This is a genomic window from Candidatus Salinivivens marinus (assembly GCF_965655845.1).
In the GTDB taxonomy this organism is placed as follows: Bacteria; Pseudomonadota; Alphaproteobacteria; order Rhodobacterales; family Rhodobacteraceae; genus Salinivivens; species Salinivivens marinus.
In genome coordinates this window covers 1-24,447 of the sequence record NZ_CBFHHX010000016.1, presented here as the reverse complement: position 1 = coordinate 24,447, position 24,447 = coordinate 1, and the positions used below count along the sequence as shown (strand labels likewise).

Annotated in this window: 26 protein-coding genes, 1 tRNA gene and 1 pseudogene; 11 read left to right on the top strand and 17 right to left on the bottom strand. The window is 40.2% G+C overall.

Features of this window, described 5'->3' with window-relative positions:
- The 6 genes from ACTF5Q_RS11540 to ACTF5Q_RS11515 all read right to left on the bottom strand — a co-directional run.
- On the bottom strand, positions 1-1,059 hold a 1,059-nt coding region (locus ACTF5Q_RS11540; RefSeq protein ID WP_438954751.1), incomplete at its 3' end, for a GAF domain-containing protein.
- A gap of 60 nt (positions 1,060-1,119) precedes the next feature.
- Complete coding sequence (locus ACTF5Q_RS11535; protein WP_153691587.1) at positions 1,120-1,512, bottom strand: pyridoxamine 5'-phosphate oxidase family protein; 393 nt, start codon at positions 1,510-1,512, stop codon at positions 1,120-1,122.
- A 17-nt stretch (positions 1,513-1,529) separates the two neighbouring features.
- Positions 1,530-1,982 carry a hypothetical protein gene (locus ACTF5Q_RS11530; protein WP_438954750.1) on the bottom strand — a complete coding sequence of 151 codons (453 nt, stop codon included), beginning with the start codon at positions 1,980-1,982 and terminating at the stop codon, positions 1,530-1,532.
- A gap of 236 nt (positions 1,983-2,218) precedes the next feature.
- Positions 2,219-2,560: a DUF6974 family protein gene (locus ACTF5Q_RS11525; protein WP_154032665.1), complete on the bottom strand. Its 342-nt coding sequence runs from the start codon at positions 2,558-2,560 to the stop codon at positions 2,219-2,221.
- Between the two features lie 256 nt (positions 2,561-2,816).
- A complete protein-coding gene (locus ACTF5Q_RS11520) occupies positions 2,817-3,686 on the bottom strand; it encodes an FkbM family methyltransferase (RefSeq protein ID WP_438954749.1) in 870 nt (289 codons plus the stop codon).
- Positions 3,687-3,725: 39 nt separating this feature from the next.
- Positions 3,726-4,139, bottom strand: a complete 414-nt coding sequence (locus ACTF5Q_RS11515; protein WP_438954748.1) for a pentapeptide repeat-containing protein — start codon at positions 4,137-4,139, stop codon at positions 3,726-3,728.
- Between the two features lie 179 nt (positions 4,140-4,318).
- On the opposite strand from ACTF5Q_RS11515, the gene ACTF5Q_RS11510 reads away from it, so the two are divergent.
- The 6 genes from ACTF5Q_RS11510 (at position 4,319) to ACTF5Q_RS11485 (ending at position 8,935) form a co-directional block, all read left to right on the top strand.
- The gene (locus tag ACTF5Q_RS11510) at positions 4,319-4,594 is read left to right on the top strand and encodes a hypothetical protein (RefSeq protein ID WP_438954747.1); all 276 of its coding nucleotides are present in this window, start codon (positions 4,319-4,321) and stop codon (positions 4,592-4,594) included.
- Between the two features lie 377 nt (positions 4,595-4,971).
- The gene (locus ACTF5Q_RS11505) at positions 4,972-5,964 is read left to right on the top strand and encodes a TRAP transporter substrate-binding protein (protein ID WP_438954746.1); all 993 of its coding nucleotides are present in this window, start codon (positions 4,972-4,974) and stop codon (positions 5,962-5,964) included.
- A 65-nt stretch (positions 5,965-6,029) separates the two neighbouring features.
- A complete protein-coding gene (locus ACTF5Q_RS11500; protein ID WP_438954745.1) occupies positions 6,030-6,536 on the top strand; it encodes a TRAP transporter small permease in 507 nt (168 codons plus the stop codon).
- Positions 6,533-7,807, top strand: coding sequence for a TRAP transporter large permease (locus tag ACTF5Q_RS11495; RefSeq protein ID WP_438954744.1), 1,275 nt, complete (start codon positions 6,533-6,535; stop codon positions 7,805-7,807). The genes ACTF5Q_RS11500 and ACTF5Q_RS11495 overlap by 4 nt, the downstream gene beginning before the upstream one ends.
- Before the next feature lie 10 nt (positions 7,808-7,817).
- A complete protein-coding gene (locus ACTF5Q_RS11490; protein ID WP_438954743.1) occupies positions 7,818-8,699 on the top strand; it encodes an isocitrate lyase/PEP mutase family protein in 882 nt (293 codons plus the stop codon).
- 2 nt (positions 8,700-8,701) lie between these two features.
- Entirely contained in the window at positions 8,702-8,935 is a 234-nt protein-coding gene (locus ACTF5Q_RS11485; protein ID WP_154034055.1) for a hypothetical protein, read from the top strand.
- A gap of 27 nt (positions 8,936-8,962) precedes the next feature.
- On the opposite strand, the gene ACTF5Q_RS11480 is transcribed toward ACTF5Q_RS11485, so the two are convergent.
- Both ACTF5Q_RS11480 and ACTF5Q_RS11475 read right to left on the bottom strand, forming a co-directional pair.
- Positions 8,963-9,904, bottom strand: coding sequence for a glycerophosphodiester phosphodiesterase family protein (locus ACTF5Q_RS11480; RefSeq protein WP_438954742.1), 942 nt, complete (start codon positions 9,902-9,904; stop codon positions 8,963-8,965).
- A gap of 39 nt (positions 9,905-9,943) precedes the next feature.
- Complete coding sequence (locus tag ACTF5Q_RS11475) at positions 9,944-10,231, bottom strand: DUF1330 domain-containing protein (protein ID WP_153693205.1); 288 nt, start codon at positions 10,229-10,231, stop codon at positions 9,944-9,946.
- 203 nt (positions 10,232-10,434) lie between these two features.
- Here ACTF5Q_RS11475 and ACTF5Q_RS11470 point away from each other — a divergent pair, with 203 nt between their 5' ends.
- Positions 10,435-10,779 (top strand): hypothetical protein, encoded by a 345-nt coding sequence (locus tag ACTF5Q_RS11470; protein WP_438954741.1) that lies wholly within the window; start codon positions 10,435-10,437, stop codon positions 10,777-10,779.
- Positions 10,780-10,825: 46 nt separating this feature from the next.
- On the opposite strand, the gene ACTF5Q_RS11465 is transcribed toward ACTF5Q_RS11470, so the two are convergent.
- A complete protein-coding gene (locus tag ACTF5Q_RS11465; RefSeq protein ID WP_438954740.1) occupies positions 10,826-13,687 on the bottom strand; it encodes a beta strand repeat-containing protein in 2,862 nt (953 codons plus the stop codon).
- Between the two features lie 231 nt (positions 13,688-13,918).
- Here ACTF5Q_RS11465 and ACTF5Q_RS11460 point away from each other — a divergent pair, with 231 nt between their 5' ends.
- On the top strand, positions 13,919-14,557 hold the full coding sequence (locus tag ACTF5Q_RS11460) for a LysE family translocator (RefSeq protein WP_438954739.1): 639 nt from the start codon (positions 13,919-13,921) through the stop codon (positions 14,555-14,557).
- Between the two features lie 32 nt (positions 14,558-14,589).
- On the opposite strand, the gene ACTF5Q_RS11455 is transcribed toward ACTF5Q_RS11460, so the two are convergent.
- Entirely contained in the window at positions 14,590-15,963 is a 1,374-nt protein-coding gene (locus tag ACTF5Q_RS11455) for an amidase family protein (RefSeq protein WP_438954738.1), read from the bottom strand.
- 151 nt (positions 15,964-16,114) lie between these two features.
- On the opposite strand from ACTF5Q_RS11455, the gene ACTF5Q_RS11450 reads away from it, so the two are divergent.
- Positions 16,115-16,828, top strand: coding sequence for an SDR family oxidoreductase (locus ACTF5Q_RS11450; RefSeq protein WP_438954737.1), 714 nt, complete (start codon positions 16,115-16,117; stop codon positions 16,826-16,828).
- Positions 16,829-16,892: 64 nt separating this feature from the next.
- On the top strand, positions 16,893-17,702 hold the full coding sequence (locus tag ACTF5Q_RS11445) for a 3-methyl-2-oxobutanoate hydroxymethyltransferase (RefSeq protein ID WP_438954736.1): 810 nt from the start codon (positions 16,893-16,895) through the stop codon (positions 17,700-17,702).
- Positions 17,703-17,756: 54 nt separating this feature from the next.
- On the opposite strand, the gene ACTF5Q_RS11440 is transcribed toward ACTF5Q_RS11445, so the two are convergent.
- The 6 genes from ACTF5Q_RS11440 to ACTF5Q_RS11415 form a co-directional block, all read right to left on the bottom strand.
- Entirely contained in the window at positions 17,757-19,061 is a 1,305-nt protein-coding gene (locus ACTF5Q_RS11440) for an NAD(P)/FAD-dependent oxidoreductase (protein WP_438954735.1), read from the bottom strand.
- Positions 19,062-19,075: 14 nt separating this feature from the next.
- Complete coding sequence (locus ACTF5Q_RS11435; protein WP_438954734.1) at positions 19,076-20,344, bottom strand: TRAP transporter large permease; 1,269 nt, start codon at positions 20,342-20,344, stop codon at positions 19,076-19,078.
- Positions 20,344-20,850 (bottom strand): TRAP transporter small permease, encoded by a 507-nt coding sequence (locus tag ACTF5Q_RS11430; RefSeq protein WP_438954733.1) that lies wholly within the window; start codon positions 20,848-20,850, stop codon positions 20,344-20,346. The genes ACTF5Q_RS11435 and ACTF5Q_RS11430 overlap by 1 nt, the downstream gene beginning before the upstream one ends.
- Positions 20,851-20,877: 27 nt before the next feature.
- Positions 20,878-21,912, bottom strand: coding sequence for a TRAP transporter substrate-binding protein (locus tag ACTF5Q_RS11425; RefSeq protein ID WP_438954732.1), 1,035 nt, complete (start codon positions 21,910-21,912; stop codon positions 20,878-20,880).
- 131 nt (positions 21,913-22,043) lie between these two features.
- Positions 22,044-22,535, bottom strand: coding sequence for a hypothetical protein (locus ACTF5Q_RS11420; RefSeq protein WP_438954731.1), 492 nt, complete (start codon positions 22,533-22,535; stop codon positions 22,044-22,046).
- 43 nt (positions 22,536-22,578) lie between these two features.
- Positions 22,579-23,751 (bottom strand): serine hydrolase domain-containing protein, encoded by a 1,173-nt coding sequence (locus ACTF5Q_RS11415; protein WP_438954730.1) that lies wholly within the window; start codon positions 23,749-23,751, stop codon positions 22,579-22,581.
- Positions 23,752-23,931: 180 nt separating this feature from the next.
- Between ACTF5Q_RS11415 and ACTF5Q_RS11410 the strand changes: the two genes are divergently transcribed.
- Positions 23,932-24,007, top strand: a tRNA-Thr gene (locus ACTF5Q_RS11410).
- Between the two features lie 84 nt (positions 24,008-24,091).
- On the opposite strand, the pseudogene ACTF5Q_RS11405 reads toward ACTF5Q_RS11410, so the two are convergent.
- Positions 24,092-24,447 (bottom strand): annotated as a pseudogene (locus tag ACTF5Q_RS11405) (peptidase); the annotation flags it as partial.

Sequence of the window (24,447 nt, the reverse complement as noted above, 5' to 3'; positions counted from 1 at the left end):
CCATGCCTCGCGAAGGAGCTCCAGCTTTTCTAACATCTCGAGAGCCATTGAAACACAAGCCAATGCGTCCTCTCTATTCCCCCTGCTTTCTGGGTCACCAAAAAATACCAGAATTGCGTCGCCAATAAATTTATCAATAGTCCCTCCCCAACGAATAGCAATCTTGGACATTTCCGTCAGGTATTGAGTTAAAAGTTCCGTTAGTACCTCCGGTTCAAGCCGTTCAGTCAGTCGTGTAAAACCTTGCAGGTCGCAAAAGAAGACGGTTAGTGGCTTACGCTGCGTCTGAATTTTTACATCAAGTTCTCCAGAAAAAATAGAATCGTAAACTTGTGGCGAAAAATACTTTGCTAACTTTTCCGAAAGGGCTACCAATTCTTTTGTACGGTCTTCAACTTTTTTTTCTAAATTGGTATTCAGATCAGCAAGCTCTGCGTGTGCTTTATCTAATTCTTGCAAGCGTTGCTGCTCTGACTGATAGAGTTTAGCATTCTGCAAAGCGTTAGCCGTTTGGTTTGCAAGAATTTTAATTATTAGCTCATCGGACTTATCAAAGATATTTACTTTTTCACTCTCTACCGAAAAAACCCCAATTAATTCGTCCTCCATCAACATTGGTATTGCGACTTGACTTTCAGCATTTTTCAGGCCGGGAAGACTTATTTCCTCATCAGCCGCTGCATCTTTAGAGGGTTTGATCTGTTGTTTTATAGCCTGCATGTATTGCTTTTGCGCACCAAGATTTGCCATGCGCATCAATTTCTTTTTTTTGGCAACCATGCCTATCACACCAACGCCAATGTTTACCTCAGCTCCAATACCTTCATCTTTGTAGCCATGAGTTGCTATGACTTTTAGAACGCTTTCCGTATTATCGAGTAATAAGATCATTGAATGCTTAAAATCGAAATATTCTTCCATGCTGACAAGCATGGTTTTGGCAATCGCATCCAAGTTCAAAGTTTTACTAATCTGCGATGCGACTCTCTCAATGATTTCAATCTCTTTATTGCGACGTTCTAGCTGCTCAATTACGGTTTTGGCATCGCTATCAATCATTTGATCCCACCTATAAAGTTTTCCCGTGATTGCCTTGTCTCGCAATCAATATTACTTACTCTATAAATTATTTTTAGAAATTGATAGCACAGTGTAAATATCGGCACCTTTAAGCTCAAAAATGCCTGACATTCCACTCATAGATGCAATTGCCTCGAGTTTCATGTCCATCTCATCAAACAGATCGCCCTCATTCTCAGTTCTACTATACTCCAGTTCAAGCGTATACATGTCAAAAGAAGCAGGGTTAGTTATCGTAGCAAACGCAAATGGGTTCTGGCTTATATTTTTTTTCGTTTTGTTAAAAAACTGAAAAGATAGAGCAACCTCTGTTTCGCTTACATGCCATATTTGTGATATAACCGTTGTATTTGGCTCACCATCATTTGATACGGTCGTAATCCAACTTGGAAACATGCCTTGCAGCGCAGGAAGGTGGTCATCAGTAATCATATTATTTCTCCCAAATGTTAGATCTGTTTCCCTGCATCAGGACCGGGCGTTTGAACAAAAACTTTTTCGACTGAAAAAACTACTGCTAGGTTTGCGGGTTTCAACCAATACTTTTCAGCTAAATTTTCAGGAATCCCTAGTTCACCATAAAGACTATACATTTGTTTTCTTAGGTCATTGCAGGCTTGTCTTTCATCATCATAAACATCACGCAGATCTGTTACATCACCTTTCACATTGTACGCTTCGTGACTAATAACACCTACGAAAAGACTGACACGTGAGCCTATCTCTAAAGTTTGTACAAATGGCTTGTTTGTCTCTTTGTTCAGACAGCAAACAATACTGCCCGTGGCTTGGTCACAGCAAACGCCCAGTGCATCAGCATGAAATGGTCTCAACGAAGAAGACGCACATCCAATATGGCCTACACCTGTCGTTAACACATTATAAACTTGATCTGAGATCATCTTCACTACCCTTTTTGGTTTATACGTCAAAATATAATCTTCTGATTATCAAATTGCACTTTATAATTTAATGGTGCGACATTTGAATCAAAGGCTTAGCAAAAATAACGCTAAGCCTTTTGTTTTTTGGGACACACAGAGGAAACATTTTACTGCTAAAATTGTGATCAAAGGGGGGGTAACTGTGGACTAGTAGCCCATTCTATTGAGTAAGATAGGGCAAAAGTTGCTGGTGTTTAACCTTGAAACTCATCTGAAACAAATTCGTGAAGAACCACTCCTCGTGAACCAAACACTTGAGTAGCCAGACCTTCAACGGCTGAAAGGTAATGTTTCTCTAGGAGAGGTTTACAGGCTTCAAAAGCGGCTTGATCACGGTACTCAAATACTATGCCAACCCGAAAAGTGTGCTTTTTATTCCAAATCCGAGTTACAACTCTACGTAACATACCTGCGTCTGTAAAAAGTTTTGTAACTTCTGGCGAGAAGGCAGCATCTTGACGCTCCAGATATAGTTCCAGGTCTTCCTTACTGGCAAAGTCTCGTGTTGAGTAATTTATTAGCGTAGTAGCTGTCATTTAACGGTCTATTGTTGTTTTACCTTTTTCGAACATAGGTTCACAGAAACTCGACTGTCAACTACCAAACCTTTAGAATTAAGTATTTCTCTAAATCCTAGTTTGGGTTGAGGTTACCTATGGACTAGTGGACTAATTGGGCCATCCTAAGCGGTCGCTTCGGCAGCCTTTTTTATCTGACTACTGGATGCTGGCGTGTGATGATGGTTTATTGGAACTAGCGAAACTAAAGCTTTAACTTTTTGCTTAATAACGGTTAACCAAACGGCAAGCTATGTTTTGATGCTACCATCATTTTGTAACCTTTGTTTTGTAGCTTTCCGTCTACTTTTCGGGGGACCAGTCTTCCACGAAGTTTTTTGCCGAAAATTAAGACTGAAAATGTATTAAGTAATTTAGAAAGTCGAATTGCAGAAGTTGCAAAAGGGGAAATGTCATCTAGGCTATAAAAGTTTGTATATCCGTTTTCGTATAAAAGTTCTTTTGCTTGTGTAGTGCCGTTTACTATTTCTGAAACGTTAATTTCAAATAATACTAAAGGTGAACTTTCTTTAAGTGTGCGTAACATACCCCTGAGGGCTTCGTATTCGTGACCCTCCACGTCTAACTTTATTAAGGATACTGCAGACATTTGTTCGGTTGATAATTGCTCATCTAACACTTTTAAATGGAACTCTACTTTATTTTTGTATTTGTTCCCAGAAGTAACTGATGCTGCACCCACATTATGATCCTGATATGAGGTTTGAACGCATTCCTCTTTGTCCGACAAACCAAAAGGGCAAACACGAACATTCGAGAACAGCATTGCATTTGCTTCTAATATTTTTGCCGTTCGTGGGTTTGGTTCGAATGCAATAACTTCTTCAAAAAATGGTCCAAGTGCAGCCGTATGGTTCCCAACATTTGCACCAATATCCAAGAATATAGATCTATGTTTTAACTGTGGCAGTATGTGCTCTTGTATAGATTGCAACTCTTGCAATTCAAAGAAGCCTTGCAGGAAGATTTTGGTGCCTACAACGTCCTGACTGAATACCGCTAAAGGTGGATACTCTTTTTTGCGGTGATCTCTTTGTAAAGACTTTGTAAATTCATAAGCAAAAAATTTTCTCCGTTCAAGCAAGCAAAATGTCCTATTTGTTAATGTAAATATCCAATTGAGTTAAAACTGTATACCATCTACTTTAGTATTTGCGAACCTTGCACCTCTTAATTTGGCATCTACAAAGCTTGCTCCACTTAAATCAGCATCACCAAAATTAGTGTATTTCAAGACCGCACCATTGAAGATTGCGTTTCTTAGGTCTGCCCCTCTTAATCTTGCGTTACTCAGATCTGCACCAGAAAAGTTAGCTCCACGAAGATCAGCGTACTCTAAGTTCGCCCGATATAGATATGCACCTCTAAAGTCTGCCCGTCTGAGCTTTGCCCCTTCTAATTCTGCATTATTAAGATCACATTCCACACATTTATTAGTTTCCAACAAGCGTGTTTCGGCGCCTTCCTCTGCAGTGACTGAGCCAAAGACAATTAGTGAAATAACAATGGCGCTAATAACTGGTTTTAATTCGTACATTTTTGCTCTCTAGATGACGCAAGATTTATTGACAGTAAATAAACAATAGCAAGTAACAAGTACAGTAATAGGACTATAAGTTGCAAATTAGGCATACTCATTTGTAGCAGATGAAATTGTAGAGCCACTGTATGTGATCAGCTGTTGGTGTTTACTGCGAATCTGAATACGATACTGCTATGATCCAGTTAAAACGAAATAAGTCTCACCACTTTTACATTGAATGTAAAAATGATGTGTGCCGTCACAATGCCATGGTTCCAGTTTCCGCTTTGTTGAAAGAGTATGGCGAGGACATTACCTCAGTTGAAGTGCTGCGTAGGGCTAGATGTACAAAGTGTGGCTTTCAAGGGAATAGCCAAATGCGTCTAGTTTATGTTGGGAAAAGTTCTTTGGCGCAGACAGGCAGTGCAGTAAATAATGATAGCCATAAAGATGTAGAGGTTTATTGGTGAAGAAGGCATTATCACTAATAAAGAAGGTCAATCCACAAAAACGTACAGTGTATTTAATGCTGTTCATAATTATATTAATCCACTTTGCTGTAATACCTATTTGGATGTGGAACCTAGGCTTATGACTGTTTGGTTAGAAGCTTAGAGACGGGTCCCCAACTGATAAATTGTTGAACCCTACCAAACCGCGCCCAGTATCTGACGATTCAGCGGTGCAAGCGAAGTTCGTTGCGTGGGTACTGATATTATCTTTAAGTTATGTCAAAAACTTCGCATTAATGAAAGGAGAGTAGCCTATTTTATATTTTGATGCCAAAAATTAATTTGATTTAAATTTCATGATGAAGTTAGATCTAAAAATTAGATGGGAGGAAATCATGAAATCTATTATGAAACTTTGGTTAGTATCAGCCATTTCTTTATTTATTTCGTTACCGGCTTTTAGTGCTGATGTAACTATGCGAATTTCACTTCAGCTACCACTAAAAAGTCACTTGGGACAGAACTTACTTCTTTTCAAAGAAGAGGTGGAAAGTAAATCAGGTGGCGATATTGTAGTTGAGATATACGACTCTGCGCAGTTGTATAAAGATAAAGAAGTACCTGCTGCAGTGGGATCAGGTTCTATCGAAGCTGGTGTTGCATCTCTTACTCGATACGTCGGCGATATACCCGCAGTGGATATATTCTATCAGCCATTTCTATTTGACACGGAAGAAAAAGTGCGAAAGGCAGTTTCAAAAGGCTCAGCAATTCGAGGGCCGATTGATGAAGCGATAAAAGGCACTGGTTCCACGGTTTTATGGTGGCAGGCTTATGGTGGTGCTATAATGCTCTCCAATGGAGCTGCAATTAAAAACCCTGATGATATGAAGGGTAAAAAAGTACGTGTTTTTGGTAAAACGTTAGGGCAGTTTGTTGAAGCAACTGGTGGAGCACCAACCCTTATATCTGGATCAGAACAATATTTGGCATACCAGCGCGGCACTGTAGATGTCGGTATGACCGGAGTCTCTGGAGTAAAGTCAAGGAAACTTTACGAAGTGATGGATACAATTACAGTTACAAATCACGCCGATATAGAATTTATTGTAGTTACAAATACAGATTGGTGGAATGGGTTAACCGATGGCCAGCGTTCCATCATTAGCAATGCAGCTGCTGTAGCAGAGAAGTCTGTTCGAGATAAGATGGCCAGTATTGAAGCAGAAGCATACGAAATCGCTAAAAGTAATGGAATGAATGTCGTTACGCCGTCCGCTTCAGATATTGCAGCTTTTAAAGCCGCATCAGCGTCTGTTTATGATGACTATAAAGCTAAGGCAGGAGCATTAGGCGCACAGCTACTGGAAGTGGCTTCCGGATACTGACCTGTAATATGATATTTAGAAGGCCACCGCTGAAACAGGTGGCCTTCTTTTTATGAGGCGAGTGCATGAAATTATTTGCAAATAGTTTTGAAAGGTTAACGCTTTTACTTGCGTGGTTGGCCGCCTGGTTGTTTGTAGCTTCGGGAATTATGCTCAGTTATGAAGTAGTTGCTAGATATTTCTTTTTGGCACCGACAAAGTGGGCCGCAGAGCTGTCTCAGCTTTGTTTAATTTACGGAACGTTATTATCCTTATGTTGGTTGCTTCAGAACCGACGACATATCCAAATTAATGCCATAACTTCGCTTTTAAATGAAAAAGTGCAGAGGTTCGTAGGTATTCTGACAATGGCAGTTTTAATTTGGTTCAGCGTTTTTGTAGTAATTTATGGATGGAATATCTTTTATGATTCATTCGAGCGAGGAAGAACTACTGGAAGCCTACTGGATTTACCTTCGTGGATCGCTGAGGTTCCAGTGCCAGTATTATTTGCATTTCTTGCCGTGCAGGCAATCATCGAAATATGGAAACTAGTGTCAGGTGAAGCCATACCTACAGGAGGTCATGAATGAAACTTCTTCTAATACTAGGTGTCATGTTTGCACTACTACTTGCCAGTTTACCAGTAGCTTTTTCATTGGGTAGCCTGGGGCTTGGAATGCTACTATTTGAGGGATTTTCCCCACTTATGGCGCCCCAAGCTATATTGTCTACACTAGACGGTTTCATATTGCTTGCAGTGCCTTTGTTCTTGTTAATGAGTAACATTCTTCTTTACGGTGGATGTGGCCGTGAGCTTTACGGCGCGGTTCAATCTTGGGTGGGTCATTGGCCTGGTGGTTTAGCGATCGCTACAATTATATCTTGTGGAATTTTTGCAGCCATTTCAGGTGTTTCTGTAGCCACTGCTGCAACAATTGGTGTTGTTGCAATCCCGGAAATGATAGAGCGCGGTTACAATAAGAATTTTGTTTACGGTCTTTTAGCAGCAGGTGGAACTTTAGGAATTTTGATACCACCTAGTCTTCCTATGATTGTCTATGGTTTTATTACTGAGGAAAGTGTTATTTCTCTTTTCTTAGCCGGAATAGGGCCAGGGATATTCTTGATAGGATTATTCATAATTTATTCAATAATTTATGCGCATGCTTTTGGTGGTTATACACCCACCAAGAAAGCTTCGAGAGAGGATCGCATCAGGCACTCAATTAAAGTAATTCCTACGATAGCACTTGCAGCGCTTGTACTCGGCGGTATCTACGCAGGTATTTTCACCCCAACTGAAGCAGCTGCAGTGGGTTTCGCATTAGCCATTTTTTTGACGGTTGTGCTTAAACGGTCTCTTTCATTTAGCGATTTTAGGCGAGCTGTTTTTGAGGCGATGGTTACAACAGCTGCAATCCTTATTATTATTGCTGGCGCCAAAATATTCGGGAAGGCGATAACTTTATATAGAATTCCGCAGGACATATCTGGGCTGATTGAAACATATGTAAACAGTAAAACGCTGTTCGTTATAGTTGTATGCGCAGTTTTGATCGCGATGGGTTTAGTTTTTGAAACATTATCTATGGTTTTGATCATGGTGCCCGTTCTCCTGCCAGCTGCCATGAGTATGGGTATTGACCCCATTTGGTTTGGTATTTTTATGGTTGTAATGGTCGAGTGTGCTTTAATCACCCCGCCTGTTGGGTTAAATTTATATGTTATTCAATCAGTTGCCGGTGCTAAATTAGGCGAAGTTGCCAAGGGAGTTCTTCCGTTTTTGGCACTTATGGTTTTTACCGTTATGGTTATGTACGTCTGGTCAGATTTAGTTTTGTATATTCCTTTTAAGCTTTAGCGAGGTATTGATGAACATTTCAAATAATGCGACATCATTTTTAAGAAATTTGATCGCCTCAGGTGAATTTCTACCAATGCCATGTTGTTTTGATGCCCTTTCAGCAAAGCTAATTGAGCAGGCTGGATTTAACTTGACGTTTATGTCTGGTTTTGCAGCGTCGGCTTCCAGGTTGGGTGCTCCTGATCTTGGTTTGATGTCCTATGGTGAAGTAGTCGATCAGGCTCGCAATATTGCGGAGGCAATAAAAATACCCATGATAGCAGATGGCGATACCGGTTACGGTAATGCGATGAATGTAAAGAGAACGGTAAGTGGATTAGCCCGCGCTGGATGTGCTGGCGCATTGATAGAAGATCAAATAGCGCCAAAACGTTGTGGGCATACCCCTGGGAAGGATGTGGTCTCGCGGGAGGAAGCGTTTGATAGAATTCAGGCGGCAGTTGATGCAAAGGCTGACGGAGCTGATATTCTAATTATGGCTAGAACGGATGCAAATCATACTCATGGCATAGAGGAAGCTATAAATCGTGCACAAGTTTTCCATGAAATCGGTGCGGACATTCTTTTTGTCGAAGCACCAAAGGATATTCATGAAATGCAGCTAATTTGCAGAGAAGTTCCTGGCTGTAAAATGGCAAATATAGTGGAGGGAGGTCTTACGCCCAACCTCTCCATGCGAGACCTTTCTGATTTAGGATATCAAATCGCGGCTTATCCTTTAACTTTGTTATCGTCATCTATGCGCGCCATGAAATCCACTTTGGAACTAATGAAAGATGATTTGCCACGAGATGAGTTGTTATTAGACTTTGCAGAACTTCGAAAAAATATTGGGTTTGATGAATACTACAAAGCGTCAGAAAAATATACTTCAGCGAAAAGAAAGTAAATTTGTCTGAATATAAAAAGAACAAAGTAGTGTCCTCTTTTGAGGATAGAACTGGGTTTTTATGCGTTGATATTATTCTTTTAGAAAATAGCAAATTCTCATTCAAAGCGTACCGCCGCGATCCTGAAGACACCTCAGGTTGGTTTTTTGTTGGAGAGGAAAGTAGTATCCAGTTTATTACTGAAGATGAGGCAATTCAAAAAGCAAAAATGATATACGCTTGGATGGAGGTTTAAAGGTACTTTCTCTAAGCTCTCTCTAAGTCACTGCCAACGCAGCCCGCGCGATTTAAAAATTTTTTTTGCGCGATCGGTGTAATCAGTTATAATTCCATCTACACCGATATCGATCATAGTTTCCATATCTTCAACCTCGTTTACCGTCCAAGTGCAAACCGGCAAACCTAAGCTATGTGCTTCGGCAACAAGATCTGCAGTTACATCTTTAAAATATGGACACCATAAGTGCCCACCCGCAACTTGAATGGCCTCAGGTATAGACCTGTTGAAAGATGAGAAATCAGGTGAAATTTCTTCACAAGGTTTATCGTATGGATCATCCAAACTTTCGGGCAGCTGAGATAAGTATGATCGTGGCATGTTTGGGGCCAAACGATTACACTCTTCTAATAAGTCCCAGTCAAAGCTGTGCAAAACTGTGCGATTTGACAAAGATCTTTTTTCGATTTCAAAAACTATATTTTCAATAATCGTACTTTTTTTGACTAACGGTTCAGATTTGATCTCTAATAGTAAGAATAGATTTTTACCTTTTGGAAGACAGGCTAGATCAAGTAGATCAGTTAATTTGGGTATGCGAACATCTGATAAGCAAGCTTGTTCCGGATATAAACGACCATAAGAACTACTTTTATCCACACCGCCAACATCAAACATTTCAAGCTGAGAGCTTGTAAGATTACTTATTCGTGGCCCATCTTTCGAAAGCCAATTACCCTCAGAATTTCTTGTTATCGCTTTTGATAAATAAAAGTCATGAGTAATTACTGGTATTTCATCTTTTGTAAGTAAAACGTCAAACTCGATCGCTTTTATCTCGTTGTCTAAAATGTACTCGAAACCCTCGATCGTATTTTCTGGCATTAATCCCCTAGCGCCCCGGTGACCAATCAAGCCGATAAATCCAGGCTTTCCGCGAAAAGCATTTAGCTGGGGAAAGTTTTGCAAGTGTGGAGAGTCTTTCAATGGGGATCCTTTTCCCTATATCCGATAATTCTTAAACTTTTACATGCCTTCTATAATCATAAGGTCGGTATCAACACCCTTGTCCCGTATAGATTTTGCAGCTTGATATTCGTCACTAAAATAAAATTTTTCAGCAGCTTCTTTACTTTCGAATTCAATAAGTGTGACAATACCTGAAACACTTCCCTCATGTCGATCTGCATGAGGACCACGGGCTAATAGCTTGCCACCGAAGCTTTCTATTAAAGGCAGTGCTACAGATGAAAATTCTTTAAAAATATCTTGGTTGTTGACGCGCAAGTTTGCCATTAGGTAACCTTTTGCCATTTTATACTCCTTTACAAATTTTCAAATAGTAATTGGTTTGGATGGTTCTACCGTTTGAGTTTAAGTTAAAATTGTTTCCGTTTAATAACAGTAAGTGTACATAATATATTCTTGTTAGATAGTAATGATTTTGTACTTCCCATCAATGAGTATTTATATATGCTTTCTCCATATAATTTTACAAATTGAAAAGGTTTTAAAAGATGAGGTATGTGGGTCTTGCATTAATAGTCATAGTCGTAGTCGGTGCATTTAATGCAGCTGGTGATATAGGTCCAGCCATTGATCTGTTAGCGTTTTTATTTGTGTTGGGCATTGCTGTCGGCCACATGCTAGGGACGAAAGATGGGGATAACAGAGTTACCCGCTTTGGAGATGGTGCTGTCCGTGGTGGCTGGTTAGGGTTTCTGGTAGGGGTTATAATGATAGCGAGCAGCCCCTCTGCCGCCCAGATGGATTTTTCTGCTATAATGCCAGCATTTGCAGTAGCTGCCTTAACCCCTTTGTATGGGTATTTTTTAAAGCTTATATCAATGCAGGTAGATTGATAGAAAAATACAGAAGTACTTTTCCGAATAAAATTTATTATGCTTTTTATGCGATAAGAATGGTGTTTGCGGCAGCCGCGTCTGCGACTGCAGTGACCCCAGTTAAACCCGTTAACTCTATCACGTTCACAATAGACACGTTTGCCGTGTTGTTGTCGAATGTATCATTACTCTCAACAATATATGTATTTCCGCTGAGTTGAAATGCAACTACACCAACGGCATCTGCATCATCTGCAGCTTTCTTTATAACGCCATCGACTGATACTGCGTCGATCCATTCCGAAAGAGTGTTGATAAGACCAGCATCTGACCCTGATAAAGTTGCAACTCCATTTGTGACGGAAGCCGTAACCGTTTCACCTCCACTACCACCGGCAATCGCACTTTTCACGTCGATAGATCCAGAATTTGCTCCTTTAGCTCCAGTTACTAAGTCAATTGTATCATTATCTGCATCGGCGGCGGCAGCTTGATAATCGGTTATCTTATCCATAGAAGCCTCAGTTGATGTTCCTGATGCGAAATCAAACTCGTCGTCGCCAGCTCCTCCAGTCAGTGTGTCGGCCCCTGATCCGCCATTTATTGTGTCATTTCCGGTGCCTCCGGAAATAGTATCGGCGGATGCTCCGCCACTTAAATTATCATTTGCATTTGACCCAGTTATTGTATCATCACCACTGGTCCCAGTAACAGTCACCCCAGAGCTTGAGGAGCTAGCATTCACGGCAACACTGTCTGTGCCTGACGCAAAGGAGGAGGCGAAAGTAAAATTTGATAAGTTTATTGTTGTTTGATCGGCAACAACTGTAAATACGGCAGTACCAGTTCCATCTTCTGCAAGTTGCAGGGTTGCCCCAGACACGTCACTTGCGGCAATTTTTTGGGTTGTCCCGCCGCCTGTTAACAAGATGCGTTCAACGGAAGTGAGGGTTAGATTGCTTGCACTTAAATCTACGCCTGCAGCAAGAGAGAGTGTGTCTGAACCTCCACCACCTGCGTTGATGTTTATTTTGGCGGATGATCCATCTCCATTCGTTGTAATTCTTATTGAATCATTAGATCCGTTTGATGCTATCACAAATCCATTCGAATCTGCGGTTATTCCATCTATTTTTATACTATCCGCTGCTGATCCTGTCTGAATATTAGCTACGCCATTGGTAGTCCCGTCTAAGTTAAGTGTCGCAGATCCTGACAAACTTGATGCATTTAATGCTACTCTGGTTGAACTGCTGCCGGTGATTGTATTGCTGTTGAGATCAAAGTCACCTGTCCCGGTAACCACAACACTAGTGAGATCAGCTCCAGTTAAATCGGCGGAGCTGTCAAGATTTAAATCATCTAAAAGACTTAAATTGAGTGTTTGAACATCTACAAAGTTTAAGCCAGCAATATTAGCCGATTTATCGCCATTTGATGTGTTTGAATCAAAAGTTTTTAGTGTCAGTGCGTTTGTGGTAGAACTTGTTGCGTCTGTTTTATGGTCAAAAGTTGGTGCAGAAGTTGAAGAGGTTTGAGCAATTTCCGTATCGAGATAAAAATCCTGACTGTCTTTTATTGTAATTGTTTTTCCATCGAAGTTTTTTAACCTGAGCTTTACAGACGTTGCGACATTCGTAAAATCTGCTGTCGCACCTGTTAACCAGAGAGTTGCTTCTGAGTTAGTATTTACAACAGTCTCAGTTGAAATATCTGCAGAGTCTATACTTACGACCAGGGGAGAGGAGCCACCTAAGGTTAACTTTTCTAAGGTTGATGCATAAAGATTAAAGTTCGTTGAATTTCCTAAAGAATTTATGGCATTAACGCTTACATCTTGGTTGCTAACACTATCTGAGTATATCGTAGATTCCTCTGCAGCAGTAAGATTGAGAATTTGTGCGGAAGCCAAGCCATTATTAGATGTTGCGGTAATTGAACCTGCCGATTTTATAGTTGCTTTTCCAGCTGAGTTAGCGTCTGTAATTGTGATATCAGTGCCTAAAGGTGCTCTTTCATTAGTCAGATTAAGCGTTCCAGTAGTATTTGTTGCGCTAATTACATTAATAGTACCCACATTGGTAACATCTATATTCCCTTTTAAGGCACTCAAGTCCCGTAGCGTAACATCCCCATTACTGGTAATCGCCACATTTCTGAGTGCTGATGCAGCCGTAATGTCTGCAGCATATGCTTTGTTGATTATTATGTCTTGAGTTGCAGTAGAAGAGGTTAATGTGACACTTTTCCCACCTGCATTTACAATTAGATCTTTGGATGAACCAGTTGTCGATAAAGCAGTGTCGGCTGAAATATTTAAGTTTATATCTTTGTCTGATTGGCCTGCAACTTTTATTGTTGAAAAATGTGAGCCTACAGAAATAGTTGCGCCGACATTTATTAAATCGAGTGTTTTTACTAAAGAGTTTGAATTAGTATTTTCAAAACTTACAGTGTCACTCCTGGTGATGTTCACCAAGTTCACATCAAACTCATAATCGTCACCCAACTTTGTGGCCGAAGTCGTAAAAATAATCTTCTCTATGCCACTTACTGTTGGTGTACCGATAATATCGTCATTAGCGGTTATTGTAAGTGTATCGTTATCGTAAGGGTCCGTATCGGCAACACTTGTACCGGATATCAAAGTAGAACTTGTTGCAGTTATCGTATCGTTTACCCCAGCCAAACCTAAGTTTTCCACTTCGGCAACAACCACTAATGAATTTGAAGTAACAGGAACTGTTGAAGTGTCGTCAGTAGTAGTATCTGTTGTAGTTTTTGTGCTTGATGTATTGCTTCCGCAACTTGAAAGTATCATTGCAAGCAATGGATAACTGTAAGCTTTTTTTCTTAGCTTTGTTAGCAAATCCAGACGAAGCGTCAGATCTCTAATTAAACTCTTATTTATTATCGATTTTACCATTCTGCTTTTAATATCTTCCTGCCAAGAAACTGCTCAAAATACACTTAAAATACACTTATGGGATACAACGACATAACTATTAAAATGTATAGAGAATCAAAGTTTTTATAATTTTTCTAGTTTGTCTATTTAATTGATTTCTTTGAAATTTGCTTATGGTAAAAACAATAACATCATATCAAAATGAAAAGATGCAAATTACGTTAATTTTATCAATCTAGTGAACAAAAAATGACTCTAATAACTTGGGTTCTTTTAGCCTCTGCCTGTTTAGCTGGCGCAGCGTCGCCTGGCCCCAGTATTGCGTTGTTATCCAAAACAGTAATGGATGGAGGACGTCGAGCTGGTATGGTATTCGGTTTGGCTCATGGTCTCGGTATTTTTTTCTATGCGTTTTTAGTCGCATTTGGTTTGAGTGTTACCTTATCTTTTATTCCTTTTTTGATAGATTTTCTTAACGTTGCCGGCTTAGTATTTTTATTTTGGCTGGCATATATAATGTTTAGCTCAAGTTTTGCGCTCTCAGAGTCAGGACAACAGAAATTTCAAATATCTTATACTTTATTTGGGAACTTTGGATCTGGATTTTTGATAGTATTTTTAAACCCTAAAATTGCGCTTTTCTTTTTGGCAATATTTACCCAGTTTGTCGGTGACACCTCTTCATTTCAAGAAAAAGCAATAATGGTTTCTACAGCAACTTTAATTGATACCAGTTGGTATATTTTTCTAACTTTCATTATTGCACTACCAAAGTTTAGGAAATTCCTTCAATCAAGGGCGAGGGTTTTTGAGTTTGTACTAGGATGTTTCTTTATTATTCTTTGTTTATTGTTAGGAAATAAAATTCTTTCTGATATTTTGGGATAGTCTAGGCCTAATTTTCAAATATTTTATTGAAGTCAAATTACATCAAATCTTGGTGCAATAAGTTTTGCCGCATCCAGTAGGATGTCTTCTCGAAAATGTGATGCAACCAGTTGAACTCCTACAGGGCGATCTTCATTTCTATCTGTTGTAACAGTCAATCCAGGCAGACCCATGAACGGTAATCCAATTTGTAATATTTGATCTTCAATGATTTTTTCAAAATGCCCCTCTGATTTTAAATCCTGAAGATCGTCAAAAGGCAGAGAGCAGGAAACGGGGCATAATAGAAGTGGGTAATCGAATAGAAATTTTTTCCATTGTCGTGTCAGATTAGCGCGCTCTTGAAGCGCACCCATAATTTGATCTGGATTTCTGTATTCGGAGATTTTTCGTAAACGGTCGTAAATAAGAATGGCATCTGGATCATTTTCCTTTCTCACTAAATGCTTCGCACTTTCGTCCATTTCTGCCATCCAAAGCACTAACTGGTTTTCCATTGCACTACGCAATGGCGGTATTTTAACTTCGTCTACTTCCCAACCAGCCTGCTCCAATTTTTTTAGTGCGCTGAGAAGGGCTTTTTCAATTCTGGGAGCAACTTTTATTCCCTCTGGCGAGTTGCAAAAAGCAATTCGTTTTAAATAAGGTTTACCTTTTAGTGGCATATCGACTGACCAGGGATCGCGATGGTCGTGATTAGCCATTACTTCAATGCCGAGCTCAAGGTCTTCGATGTTTCTTGCGAGTGGGCCAGATACAGCCATAAGTTGAGCTCCTATGAAGCGATCCGGACCTGAAAAGTTGTGAGCAGCAACTCTACCCAGTGATGGTCTTAGCCCATGAATGCCGCAAGCATAGGCTGGGTAGCGAATTGACCCAGCTATGTCAGTACCGTGACCAATAGTTCCTATTCCGGCTGCTACAGCGGCTGCCGCACCTCCTGATGATCCACCTGGAGTAACTAATTGATTAAGTGGATTTTTCGTATGTCCATGAATTGTATTTCGTGTGAACCATCTAAGTGAAAATGCGGGGGTATTGGTCCGGCCGATAATGATCGCCCCAGCTTTTCGTAAGTTGTTTACAACAGGATTATCGATTTTAGCGACAAGGTCCTTCTGCAATTGAATGCCATTGGTGGTTGCATAACCTCTTTGGTCTACGTTTATTTTCACAGTTACCGGCACACCGGCAAGTGCTCCGAGTTCATCTCCTTTGTGAAGTTTGCTGTCTATTACGTCTGCTTCTTGGAGAGCTTCTGTTTCACAACTTTCGGCCACAGCATTTAGTTTACCATTTACTTGATCCATCCGAGACAAATGACTTTCGGTAGCTTCACGGGCTGATATTTCGCCTTTCGAAATTTTTTGCCTTAGCTCCGTAGCTGTGAGTTGCCAGATCTCCAAAGTTATACTCCAAGGTAAACATTAATAATAATAAGCAGTAGTCTATTCAATCATCAGAGAATTAAAACCAGTGATATAAAAATTTATGTGAAAAGTTTTGCGTAAGCGAAGGAAACTGAATATCAATAAAGAAATTATCAAAGGGGCTTCAATGGATTTATCTGGTAAAAAAGCAGTAGTATTTGGAGGAACATCTGGAATTGGGCTGGCAACAAGTCTTCTCCTAGCAGCGGATGGAGCTGAGGTTACGGCTATTAGTCGCAAACCTGATAAAGCGGGAGATCTGCCAAACGGGATAACTACTCGCGTGTGTGATGTTCTGGATCGTAAAGCTGTTGAGGCAATTTTGAGCGAGCTATCGCAAATAGACATTTTGGTTACAACAGCGACGGGCGGGAAACGGGCTTATGGCCCGTTCCTTGAAATGGACTTGGATGGCTACAAAGCTTCTTTCGATAAGCTTTGGGGTTATGCGAATGTTATTCGATTTGGAGCTAAACATGTCTCAGATGGTGGATCAATTACTTTGGTGTCTGGAGCTCCTGCGCGTAATTGCCAGCCTGGTCAAGTCGCCTTATCGTCTGTTGGTGGCGCAGTTGAAGCGATGATGCGTGCAGTTGCTAGTGAAGTGGCCCCACGTATCAGAGTAAATGCAGTATCTCCTGGAACAATAGATACTCCAATGGTAATTGTTCAAGGCGCTGAACGTGAGGAACTATACAAAAAGACTACAAAAAATAATTTGATACCGCGTGCCGGAAGAGCTGATGAGGTTGCGCAAGGAATTTTATTTGTTATTAAAAACGAATTTGTGACTGGGACAACCGTAGATGTTGATGGCGGCTGGCTATTACGAGAGCCATAATTACTATTTCAATCAAGTTTCGAACCCTATCTAAGTAAATTTTAGCAGAGCTCAAGAAGTTACAATGGAACATAAAACTAGAAAACTACCAACAGTTGCAGACTTGCTTGCGCTTAAAGGTAAAAGGCAACTAACTATGCTAAAGTTTTTCTCTTTGGATGAAGCTGCCGCTGCAGAAGCCGCTGGTATAGATATAGCATCGGTCCCAGCAGATGTATTATTTCATCAAGAGTACCGACAGTTTGCTCCAACAATTTTTTCAATGGCAGGGCAAACACATACAGAATGTGGTTCGCCGAGCGAGTATTTAAAGTGGTGTAATTCGGCTATCGAAAAGGGTGCAGATGCGTTGTATTGTTCGGGATCGTTTGAAACCGTTTCGATGCTTTCTAATGAATATATTCCTGTTGTTGGACATGTAGGGTTAGTTCCTGCCCGGGCCACATGGACTGGCGGATTTAAAGCTGTCGGTAAGACTGCAAATGATGCCCTAGACTTACTTCAGCAAGTTAAGTCTTATGAAAACGCTGGAGCTATAGGTGTGGAGTTAGAAGTTGTTCCAGTCGAGGTTGCAGATGAGATTTCAAAACGAACTAGTATATTGGTTTGGTCAATGGGAGCGGGGGCTGGTTGCGATGCCCAATATTTATACTCAAATGATATTTTGGGATATACGGACGGACATATCCCAAGGCATGCTAAAGTCTATCGAAACTTTAAGGGTGAATTTGAGAGGCTTCAAAACGAGCGTGTTGGAGCGTTTAAAGAATTTGTAGAAGACGTAAATAATGGTAACTTTCCGGAAGAACCTCACCTTGTCAGAATGCAACCCGATGAGCTTTCTAAATTTAGAGAGCTACTCGATAAAATCTGATTAAAATTGAAACTTCTGCATATCTTGTAATCAATTACCGTCTATATTCTAGTTTCACGTGCGCTTTGATTTAAACCAATCTTTAAAACTGTAATACTTGTTAATCGTAGGTAAGAACCAAGGGTTTCCGTCATAGAAAGGAAGCTTGGCTGGAGGTGATCCATAAAATACACTAGGGTTATTACTTATGCCTAAGGCCATTTCGGCAGCTTTTTTCCCTAACCAACGTGCCCACACTGTTCCAGATCCGGCAAAGCCTGCAGCGTAGTAAATATCATTATGTTCAAAAACAGTGGGTAATTGAGACTTAGTGAATGCAACATTTCCGAGCCAGCAGTATTCAACTTTACAATCTACTAATTCAGGAAAAATTTTGACTAGGTTTTTCTTGAGATAAATCACTGATCTTTCAGATGGTTCGGATCTGTCAAAACTGCGAGACCCCAGTAGTATGCGCTCTCTATCTGGTGTGGGCCTGAAGTAGCTGTATATATTTGCGGTGTTACCATACATCCTAAGCTTGGGCATATATTTTTTAACCATATCAATGCCCAGTTTTTCGGTAACAATTATACAGCTTTGCGTCGGTACAAGCCGTTGCCTAAGGAATTTTGTAAAATTATATTTTCTTCCAGTATACGCGTTGGTGGCTACAATTACTTTTCCAGTGTTTATGGTGCCCATGCTTGTAACTATACTTTTCCCGCCCGTTTTGCGGTCTAATATTTCTGTAACCTTATTGTTAAAACTTACTGACACGCCGGCTTTTTCGGCAATTCTTAACAGACCGGAGAAAAATTTACCTGGATGAAATCCACCAATCTCTTCTCTCACCATTCCTCCAAAAAAAAGATCTGTATTTATTTCATTCTGCTGATCTTGTTTTTTGACCATATAGGCTTTGTGGCCAATGATTTCATTTAGATTATCTGCCTCGCGGCACTGCTTGTCATAATCTGATTGAGTCATTGCACCTGTAAACCGTCCGGTCATTTGCAATTGGCAGTCTATTTTTTCATCTTCACAAAATTTAATTAGATCATATCTTGCATCTACGCCCTCTGAGTAAACATTATTCGCGAAGTCTGTACCGAAATTTGTCCGAAGTGCGCTCAACGAAGGCCGAATTTGTCCACTACAAATTCCCCCATTTCTTGTGGATGCACCGAGGCCAGGCATTCCACCATCCACAACGATTACCGATTTCCCTTGGCGAGCCACTGTCAGGGCTGCTGATAAGCCTGCATAGCCAGCCCCAATCACAACGAAATCAGAGTTTACTGGAAGAGTATCTAATGCCTGAGTAGGCTTTAGAGCCTCCCCAATTTCCCACCAATATGCTTTTTTCTTAAAATTCAATCATGGCCCCGCTGTTATCTTAGTATATTTGGCAACCACGTGGCAGCTGAAGGTAAGAAAATCATTAATATACCATAAAGGATTCCCACACCTACAAAAAGAGGTACTTCTTTGAAAGCTTTTGCTGGATCATCTTTGATCACCCCGGCTGCGGTGTAGACACCCACGCATACAGGCGGCGTGATCATCCCAATACCCGCAAAGGCAACAAAAACAACATATAAATGTAAGAGATTTTGATTGAGTGACGTGATGATTGCAGCAAAAATTGGAACAGTGAGATAAAATACCGGTACAATTTCGATGAAAGTACCCAAAATAAGGCAAATCAATGCCAAAGCGAACCAAAAAACATAAATACCAGCCCCAAGTTCAGTAAAGTATACTATAATCTTTTGTGGTAACTGGGTGTATGTCAGCACAACGCTTAGAAATGTTGCCGTTGCAATAATAGCAAATATCACCGCCGTAATCGAAGCTGTCTCTTTTAGGCAAGCGATTAAACCAGAAACTGTTAGTTCTCTATAAATAACAAACCCCATTATCATCGCCCAAAGTCCTGCGATCGCCGCTGACTCTGATGGTGTGAGTAATCCTGCATATATGCCGCCTAAAATAATACCTGGTGTAATAAGTGCTGGAACAGCATTTTTTGCTGCTATAAAGCGTTCTCGGGTATTACTTTTTTCTGCGCTTTTTATAGAACGACATTTAAGTAATACGACACCGACCATGAATAGTAATAAAATTAAACCGGGGACTATTCCTGCGGCAAACGTTTGTGAAACTGGTACGTTTGTTAGAGCGCTAAATAAAATTGCGGCGTTAGAAGGGGGAATTAATGCTTCTAATAGAGCCGCTGAAGCTGCAAGTACAACAACAAAAGGTTTCGGATAACCCTGTTCTATCATTTTCGGCATCATAATGGTTCCGACTGCTGTAATAGCAGCTAAAATGGATCCACAAAATGCAGCAAAGAAGCCCATAGAAATCACCATTGCTATACCTAGACCGCCAGGCCAATGGCCAACTAACTTCGTTGCAAAGTCAACGAGTCTGGTAGCAGCGCCACCACGTAACATCACCATGCCGGCAAATATAAAAAGAGGCACAGCAATGAGCACATGTTTAGTAAGGGCCCCAAAAGATACTTGGATTAGAACAGACCAAGGAAGGTTCAGACCTAATATGGCCGCCATGGAACTACCTATTCCAAACACTAAAAATATTGGCACGGAAAAGCATAATAGAAAAAATGATATTGCGAAGGCTAATATGTACATTAAACGCCCTTCGTTTTTTCCTGTTTGAGATCATAAATCGCTTGGATGGTCAGTTCTAGAGAAAACGATGCTAATATTATAAAACCAACTGGAAATGACAAATACATCCACCATATTGGTATATCTATCTCCAACTCCATCATTTGACCCAAATTGAAGTATAGAAATGTTGCCTCCATTCCTGCTTTGAAAAATACAAAAGAGGCAACCAGTGCGGTCAGGTTCATTAATAGTTTTAGAAATTTTGATTGTTTGTCAGATGTGATCGATGCAAGAAAATCTACTTGAATGTGGTTTCCTTCTCTCAACAATGGGCCAAGAAGAGGAAATACCAGCCAGCATACTAATACTGGTGGTAATTCTATCAGCCAGTCATAGCCTGTTCCAGATACATATCTGGTTATGGCACTCAAACTAAGTGCCATAACCATAATTGCGACAATAAGGATGCCTATTAAATATGAAACCTTGGCCAGTAAATCATTTAATCTGGTCAAAATTATCATGGCCAAATCCTTAATATAGTGAGATCCTTACTTTTTGGCGTAAGCCTCTGCTGCCAAAAGTACATCTTTATCAAACATATCAGCCATCGCAGGCATGACTTTTTCGGTCATCATTGCATCAAATTTGGCTTTTTCCGCACCACTTAGCGTGGTAACAGTACCACCTCGTTCAACAAACTTTGTTAGTGTGCTTTCGCCAGCATCTAAAATTGTATTTGTTGCGAGCTCACCAACTTCAGCTCCAACTTCCATTACAAGCTCTTGAAGATCTGCTGGCAGTGAATCGAACCAATCTTTGTTAGCCATGATGTATGCATCAGCAAAGTACTGATAGGGCTTTTGAGCATAGTTTAAATATTCCCACCAGCTGTAAGCTTCGATGCTTCCTGGAGGACTATTAATAGTATCTATCATCCCGGTTTGCAGTGCCGTATAAACTTCCCCTGTCGGCAGCGAGACAGTATTAGCTTCAAATGCATCCCACATTGGCCGTTCACTTTTAAGAAGTGCTCTTGCCTTTAGTCCTTTCATGACATCTACCCCGGTCAATTCTCGCGCACTGGAAAAAGTCATTACTGGTCCAACAGGATTATACATTATTAGCTTCGAATTACTTTTTGTTGTTAGGTCATCCCATATTTTACTGCCCGCATCAGACTCTTTGAAAAAATTCCGTTGTTGCTCATACGATGAGAAAAGGCCCGGGTAAGAGGCTACATTGAAATTCTTATTAATTGGTGGAAAACTTACCACTCCAACAACACCCCCTAGTTCCACTGCACCAGAAGTAATCGCTCCCATTACCTCTCTGATACCAAATAACTGCTTGGACGGGAAAAATTGTATAGTAAGACGTCCGTTTGACCTTTTAGTTACTTCGTCTGCAAAAATTTGTGAATGAATTGCACTTTGGTGCTTTGGGCTCCAGTGACCCGACATTCTCGCAACAAGGTTTTCTGCAGCCACCGAATGCGTAAAAATTAATAAAAATGAAGAAATTATCGAAATTAGCTTGCTTACATAGCGCAGCCTTATCGAATTATTTTTGAAATTTGTGTTCAACTTTTAATCCTCCCAAATTACTTGCCAAGACTGCTAATGACGAGACTTGGCCAAAAAACTGAACCATAAAGGGAAGAAATCACCAAACGATTTTTATTTTGTCCTTACGTTACTTTGAAGCGTTTATGATTTTAATGAATTGTTACTGACTGGTTTTCAATTTTTGGCTCAACATCAATCCAGACAGGAAAGCAGTCCGTACTCCATTCTGCGACGTAAAACATTTTGAAAAATACATCTAGTATATTTCGGAGCAATGGCTCGTCTCCTTCTAGATGCACTGCATGTTTATCATTATCTTTAAAAATTATTCTTAATCCGTCTTCCAAATTTTCAAAATCTACACTTTTGATAAGCCATGCTTTGGTTTGTTTACTAGCTATACTGACCGGCTGTTTTATTTCATTTGAGTTTGTTTTCATGTCGTTGGTTAAATCTTGAAGAGAAGAGATATTGGAAATTTGCTCAACCCTTTTAGAAAGTTCCAGAACAAAAAGTTTTCCAAGCCGTTGAGTAAGGAAGATCTGTGCTTGTTCCTCGATGTGTAAATCACAATCAAGTCTTATCCTATCTTGTTCAGGGTCAAAATTAGCTGTAAAAGTTTTCAACAAGTGGCTTTGCATTGAGATATGATCCATAAAATTATTATTTTTGTCCTTTGGTGGTTTAATCACTAAGCATTCGCATTGCCGCTGTTTGCATCATGCCATCAATTGGAACTTCTCTGCCGATGTACTGTGTCATCAAACAGCCCGTCACATCCCTGACGGGATCTACCCAAAAATAGGTCGCTGCTGCTCCGCTCCAGCCGAATTCGCCAAGGGATGTTGTGTATTGGGCTTCCCCAACATTTTCCATAACTCTCCCTATTAAATTCCAACCGTAACCACAAAAAGGCTCATCGTTTATTCGAAATGTATTGTTAGGAAAACTTACCCGTGCCTTATGCATTAAGTTCCACATTCCTGCAGAGAGAATAACCTGACCATCAATAGTTTTCCCGTCTCTTAGCATATTTGCGAATTTCATATAGTCTGAGATTGTTGAAAATAACCCATAACCGCCCCGCCGAAATTCTGGGTAATCTAACGGGTGTGACCGCCCTAAATGAGCAGGTTTCGACAAATCATGTGGTAATCGTTTAAGTACGGGTAGCTCTGATAATGACCTCACGCCATATACTTGCATAATGCGATGTTGGTTTTCTGGCTCAATAGTAAAGTTCGTATCAGTCATTTCGAGTGGATTAAGGATATACTTTCCTAATAGTTCTGTGATTGTCTTTTGAGTTACCGTTTCTAAAAGATAAGCAAGAACATCTGTGGCAACGCTATAACGCCAGTGTGAGCCTGGATTGAAGACTAAAGGCAGTTCTGAAAGTATACTAATGATATCACCTAGATCTCTATACCCATTTTCCATAAGCTCAGCCTGGCGATAGTAGGGAGCAACTGCACAGCCAATGTTGAAGTCATAGGAAAATCCAGCTCTATGGGTTAGAAGATGTTCCACCGTAATTAAGCCGTCTGCTGGTGCTAAATGACCATCGGGGTTAAGCACAATCATACTAGAAAATCGGTTATCAAATTCTGCTAGAGTAGAAGTTAATTGAAGATAGCCGTCTTCTATAAGTTTTAATGCTAGAACTGAAATTATAGGTTTAGTCATCGAGTAAACACGATACAAAGCGCTTTCAGGAATTTCTGAGTTGGTGGCAAGGTCCTGGACACCGGATTTTCCAGCAAAAATATTTTTTCCACCTTGGTCTATTCGCCACTCTACACCAGCGAATAAGCCTTCGCTTACAAGTTTGTCAGCTGTTTTCTGTAGATAATCCAATTATTAAACCCTTACTTTGATAATCCAGTTATATAGAGAATACTGTTAAATCTATTATAGTAGATAACTTCAGCGTAGAATTTACACCGTTCACGACCCCACATCAATTCAAATTGGAAATATTGACACCGTTCAACAAGCATGTGAACTTTCTTTTACTGTAAATTGATCTTTAGATCAGCCCCAATAGCTCAGTCGGTAGAGCAACTGTTTCGTAAATAGTAGGTCGGCGGTTCAAGTCCGTCTTGGGGCACCAATAAAATCAATAAGTTAGCAGATATAGGGTAGAATGAAAACTTCTGTGGGGAAACACAGGGGAAACATTCGCTTTTAAAAAGAACTATTCTTTTTGTTTATTTACTTCTTCACTCAGAGTTAAGCCGGGTAGTCTTAACAATAAATCTTCCAGCCCTCTGCTCCATGCATTACTTACATCAACAAAGTATGGATCATTTGCATTCAAACGGCCCTCGACGCCAGATTTTATAGTATCGGTAAAGTAAATCTGAAAATCTAGTGGAAAACCAACTGTTAAATTGGCTTTCAAGGTGGAGTCGAAGCTAACTATTAAAAGTTTTAAAATATCCTTCATACTGAGGTCTCGCCGATAGGCTCTTACAAGGATTGGTCGCCCATATTTTATTTCTCCAATTTGAAAAAAAGGCGTATCTTCAGTCGCTTCTATAAAATTTCCCT

Bases quoted from the DNA above. Each gene is read 5' to 3' on its own strand.
- ACTF5Q_RS11535 (WP_153691587.1), bottom strand. From the start codon at position 1,512: ATGATTACTGATGACCACCTTCCTGCGCTGCAAGGCATGTTTCCAAGT.
- ACTF5Q_RS11530 (WP_438954750.1), bottom strand. From the start codon at position 1,982: ATGATCTCAGATCAAGTTTATAATGTGTTAACGACAGGTGTAGGCCAT.
- ACTF5Q_RS11525 (WP_154032665.1), bottom strand. From the start codon at position 2,560: ATGACAGCTACTACGCTAATAAATTACTCAACACGAGACTTTGCCAGT.
- ACTF5Q_RS11515 (WP_438954748.1), bottom strand. From the start codon at position 4,139: ATGTACGAATTAAAACCAGTTATTAGCGCCATTGTTATTTCACTAATT.
- ACTF5Q_RS11510 (WP_438954747.1), top strand. From the start codon at position 4,319: ATGATCCAGTTAAAACGAAATAAGTCTCACCACTTTTACATTGAATGT.
- ACTF5Q_RS11505 (WP_438954746.1), top strand. From the start codon at position 4,972: ATGAAATCTATTATGAAACTTTGGTTAGTATCAGCCATTTCTTTATTT.
- ACTF5Q_RS11500 (WP_438954745.1), top strand. From the start codon at position 6,030: ATGAAATTATTTGCAAATAGTTTTGAAAGGTTAACGCTTTTACTTGCG.
- ACTF5Q_RS11495 (WP_438954744.1), top strand. From the start codon at position 6,533: ATGAAACTTCTTCTAATACTAGGTGTCATGTTTGCACTACTACTTGCC.
- ACTF5Q_RS11490 (WP_438954743.1), top strand. From the start codon at position 7,818: ATGAACATTTCAAATAATGCGACATCATTTTTAAGAAATTTGATCGCC.
- ACTF5Q_RS11475 (WP_153693205.1), bottom strand. From the start codon at position 10,231: ATGGCAAAAGGTTACCTAATGGCAAACTTGCGCGTCAACAACCAAGAT.
- ACTF5Q_RS11470 (WP_438954741.1), top strand. From the start codon at position 10,435: ATGAGGTATGTGGGTCTTGCATTAATAGTCATAGTCGTAGTCGGTGCA.
- ACTF5Q_RS11465 (WP_438954740.1), bottom strand. From the start codon at position 13,687: ATGGTAAAATCGATAATAAATAAGAGTTTAATTAGAGATCTGACGCTT.
- ACTF5Q_RS11460 (WP_438954739.1), top strand. From the start codon at position 13,919: ATGACTCTAATAACTTGGGTTCTTTTAGCCTCTGCCTGTTTAGCTGGC.
- ACTF5Q_RS11450 (WP_438954737.1), top strand. From the start codon at position 16,115: ATGGATTTATCTGGTAAAAAAGCAGTAGTATTTGGAGGAACATCTGGA.
- ACTF5Q_RS11445 (WP_438954736.1), top strand. From the start codon at position 16,893: ATGGAACATAAAACTAGAAAACTACCAACAGTTGCAGACTTGCTTGCG.
- ACTF5Q_RS11435 (WP_438954734.1), bottom strand. From the start codon at position 20,344: ATGTACATATTAGCCTTCGCAATATCATTTTTTCTATTATGCTTTTCC.
- ACTF5Q_RS11430 (WP_438954733.1), bottom strand. From the start codon at position 20,850: ATGATAATTTTGACCAGATTAAATGATTTACTGGCCAAGGTTTCATAT.
- ACTF5Q_RS11420 (WP_438954731.1), bottom strand. From the start codon at position 22,535: ATGCAAAGCCACTTGTTGAAAACTTTTACAGCTAATTTTGACCCTGAA.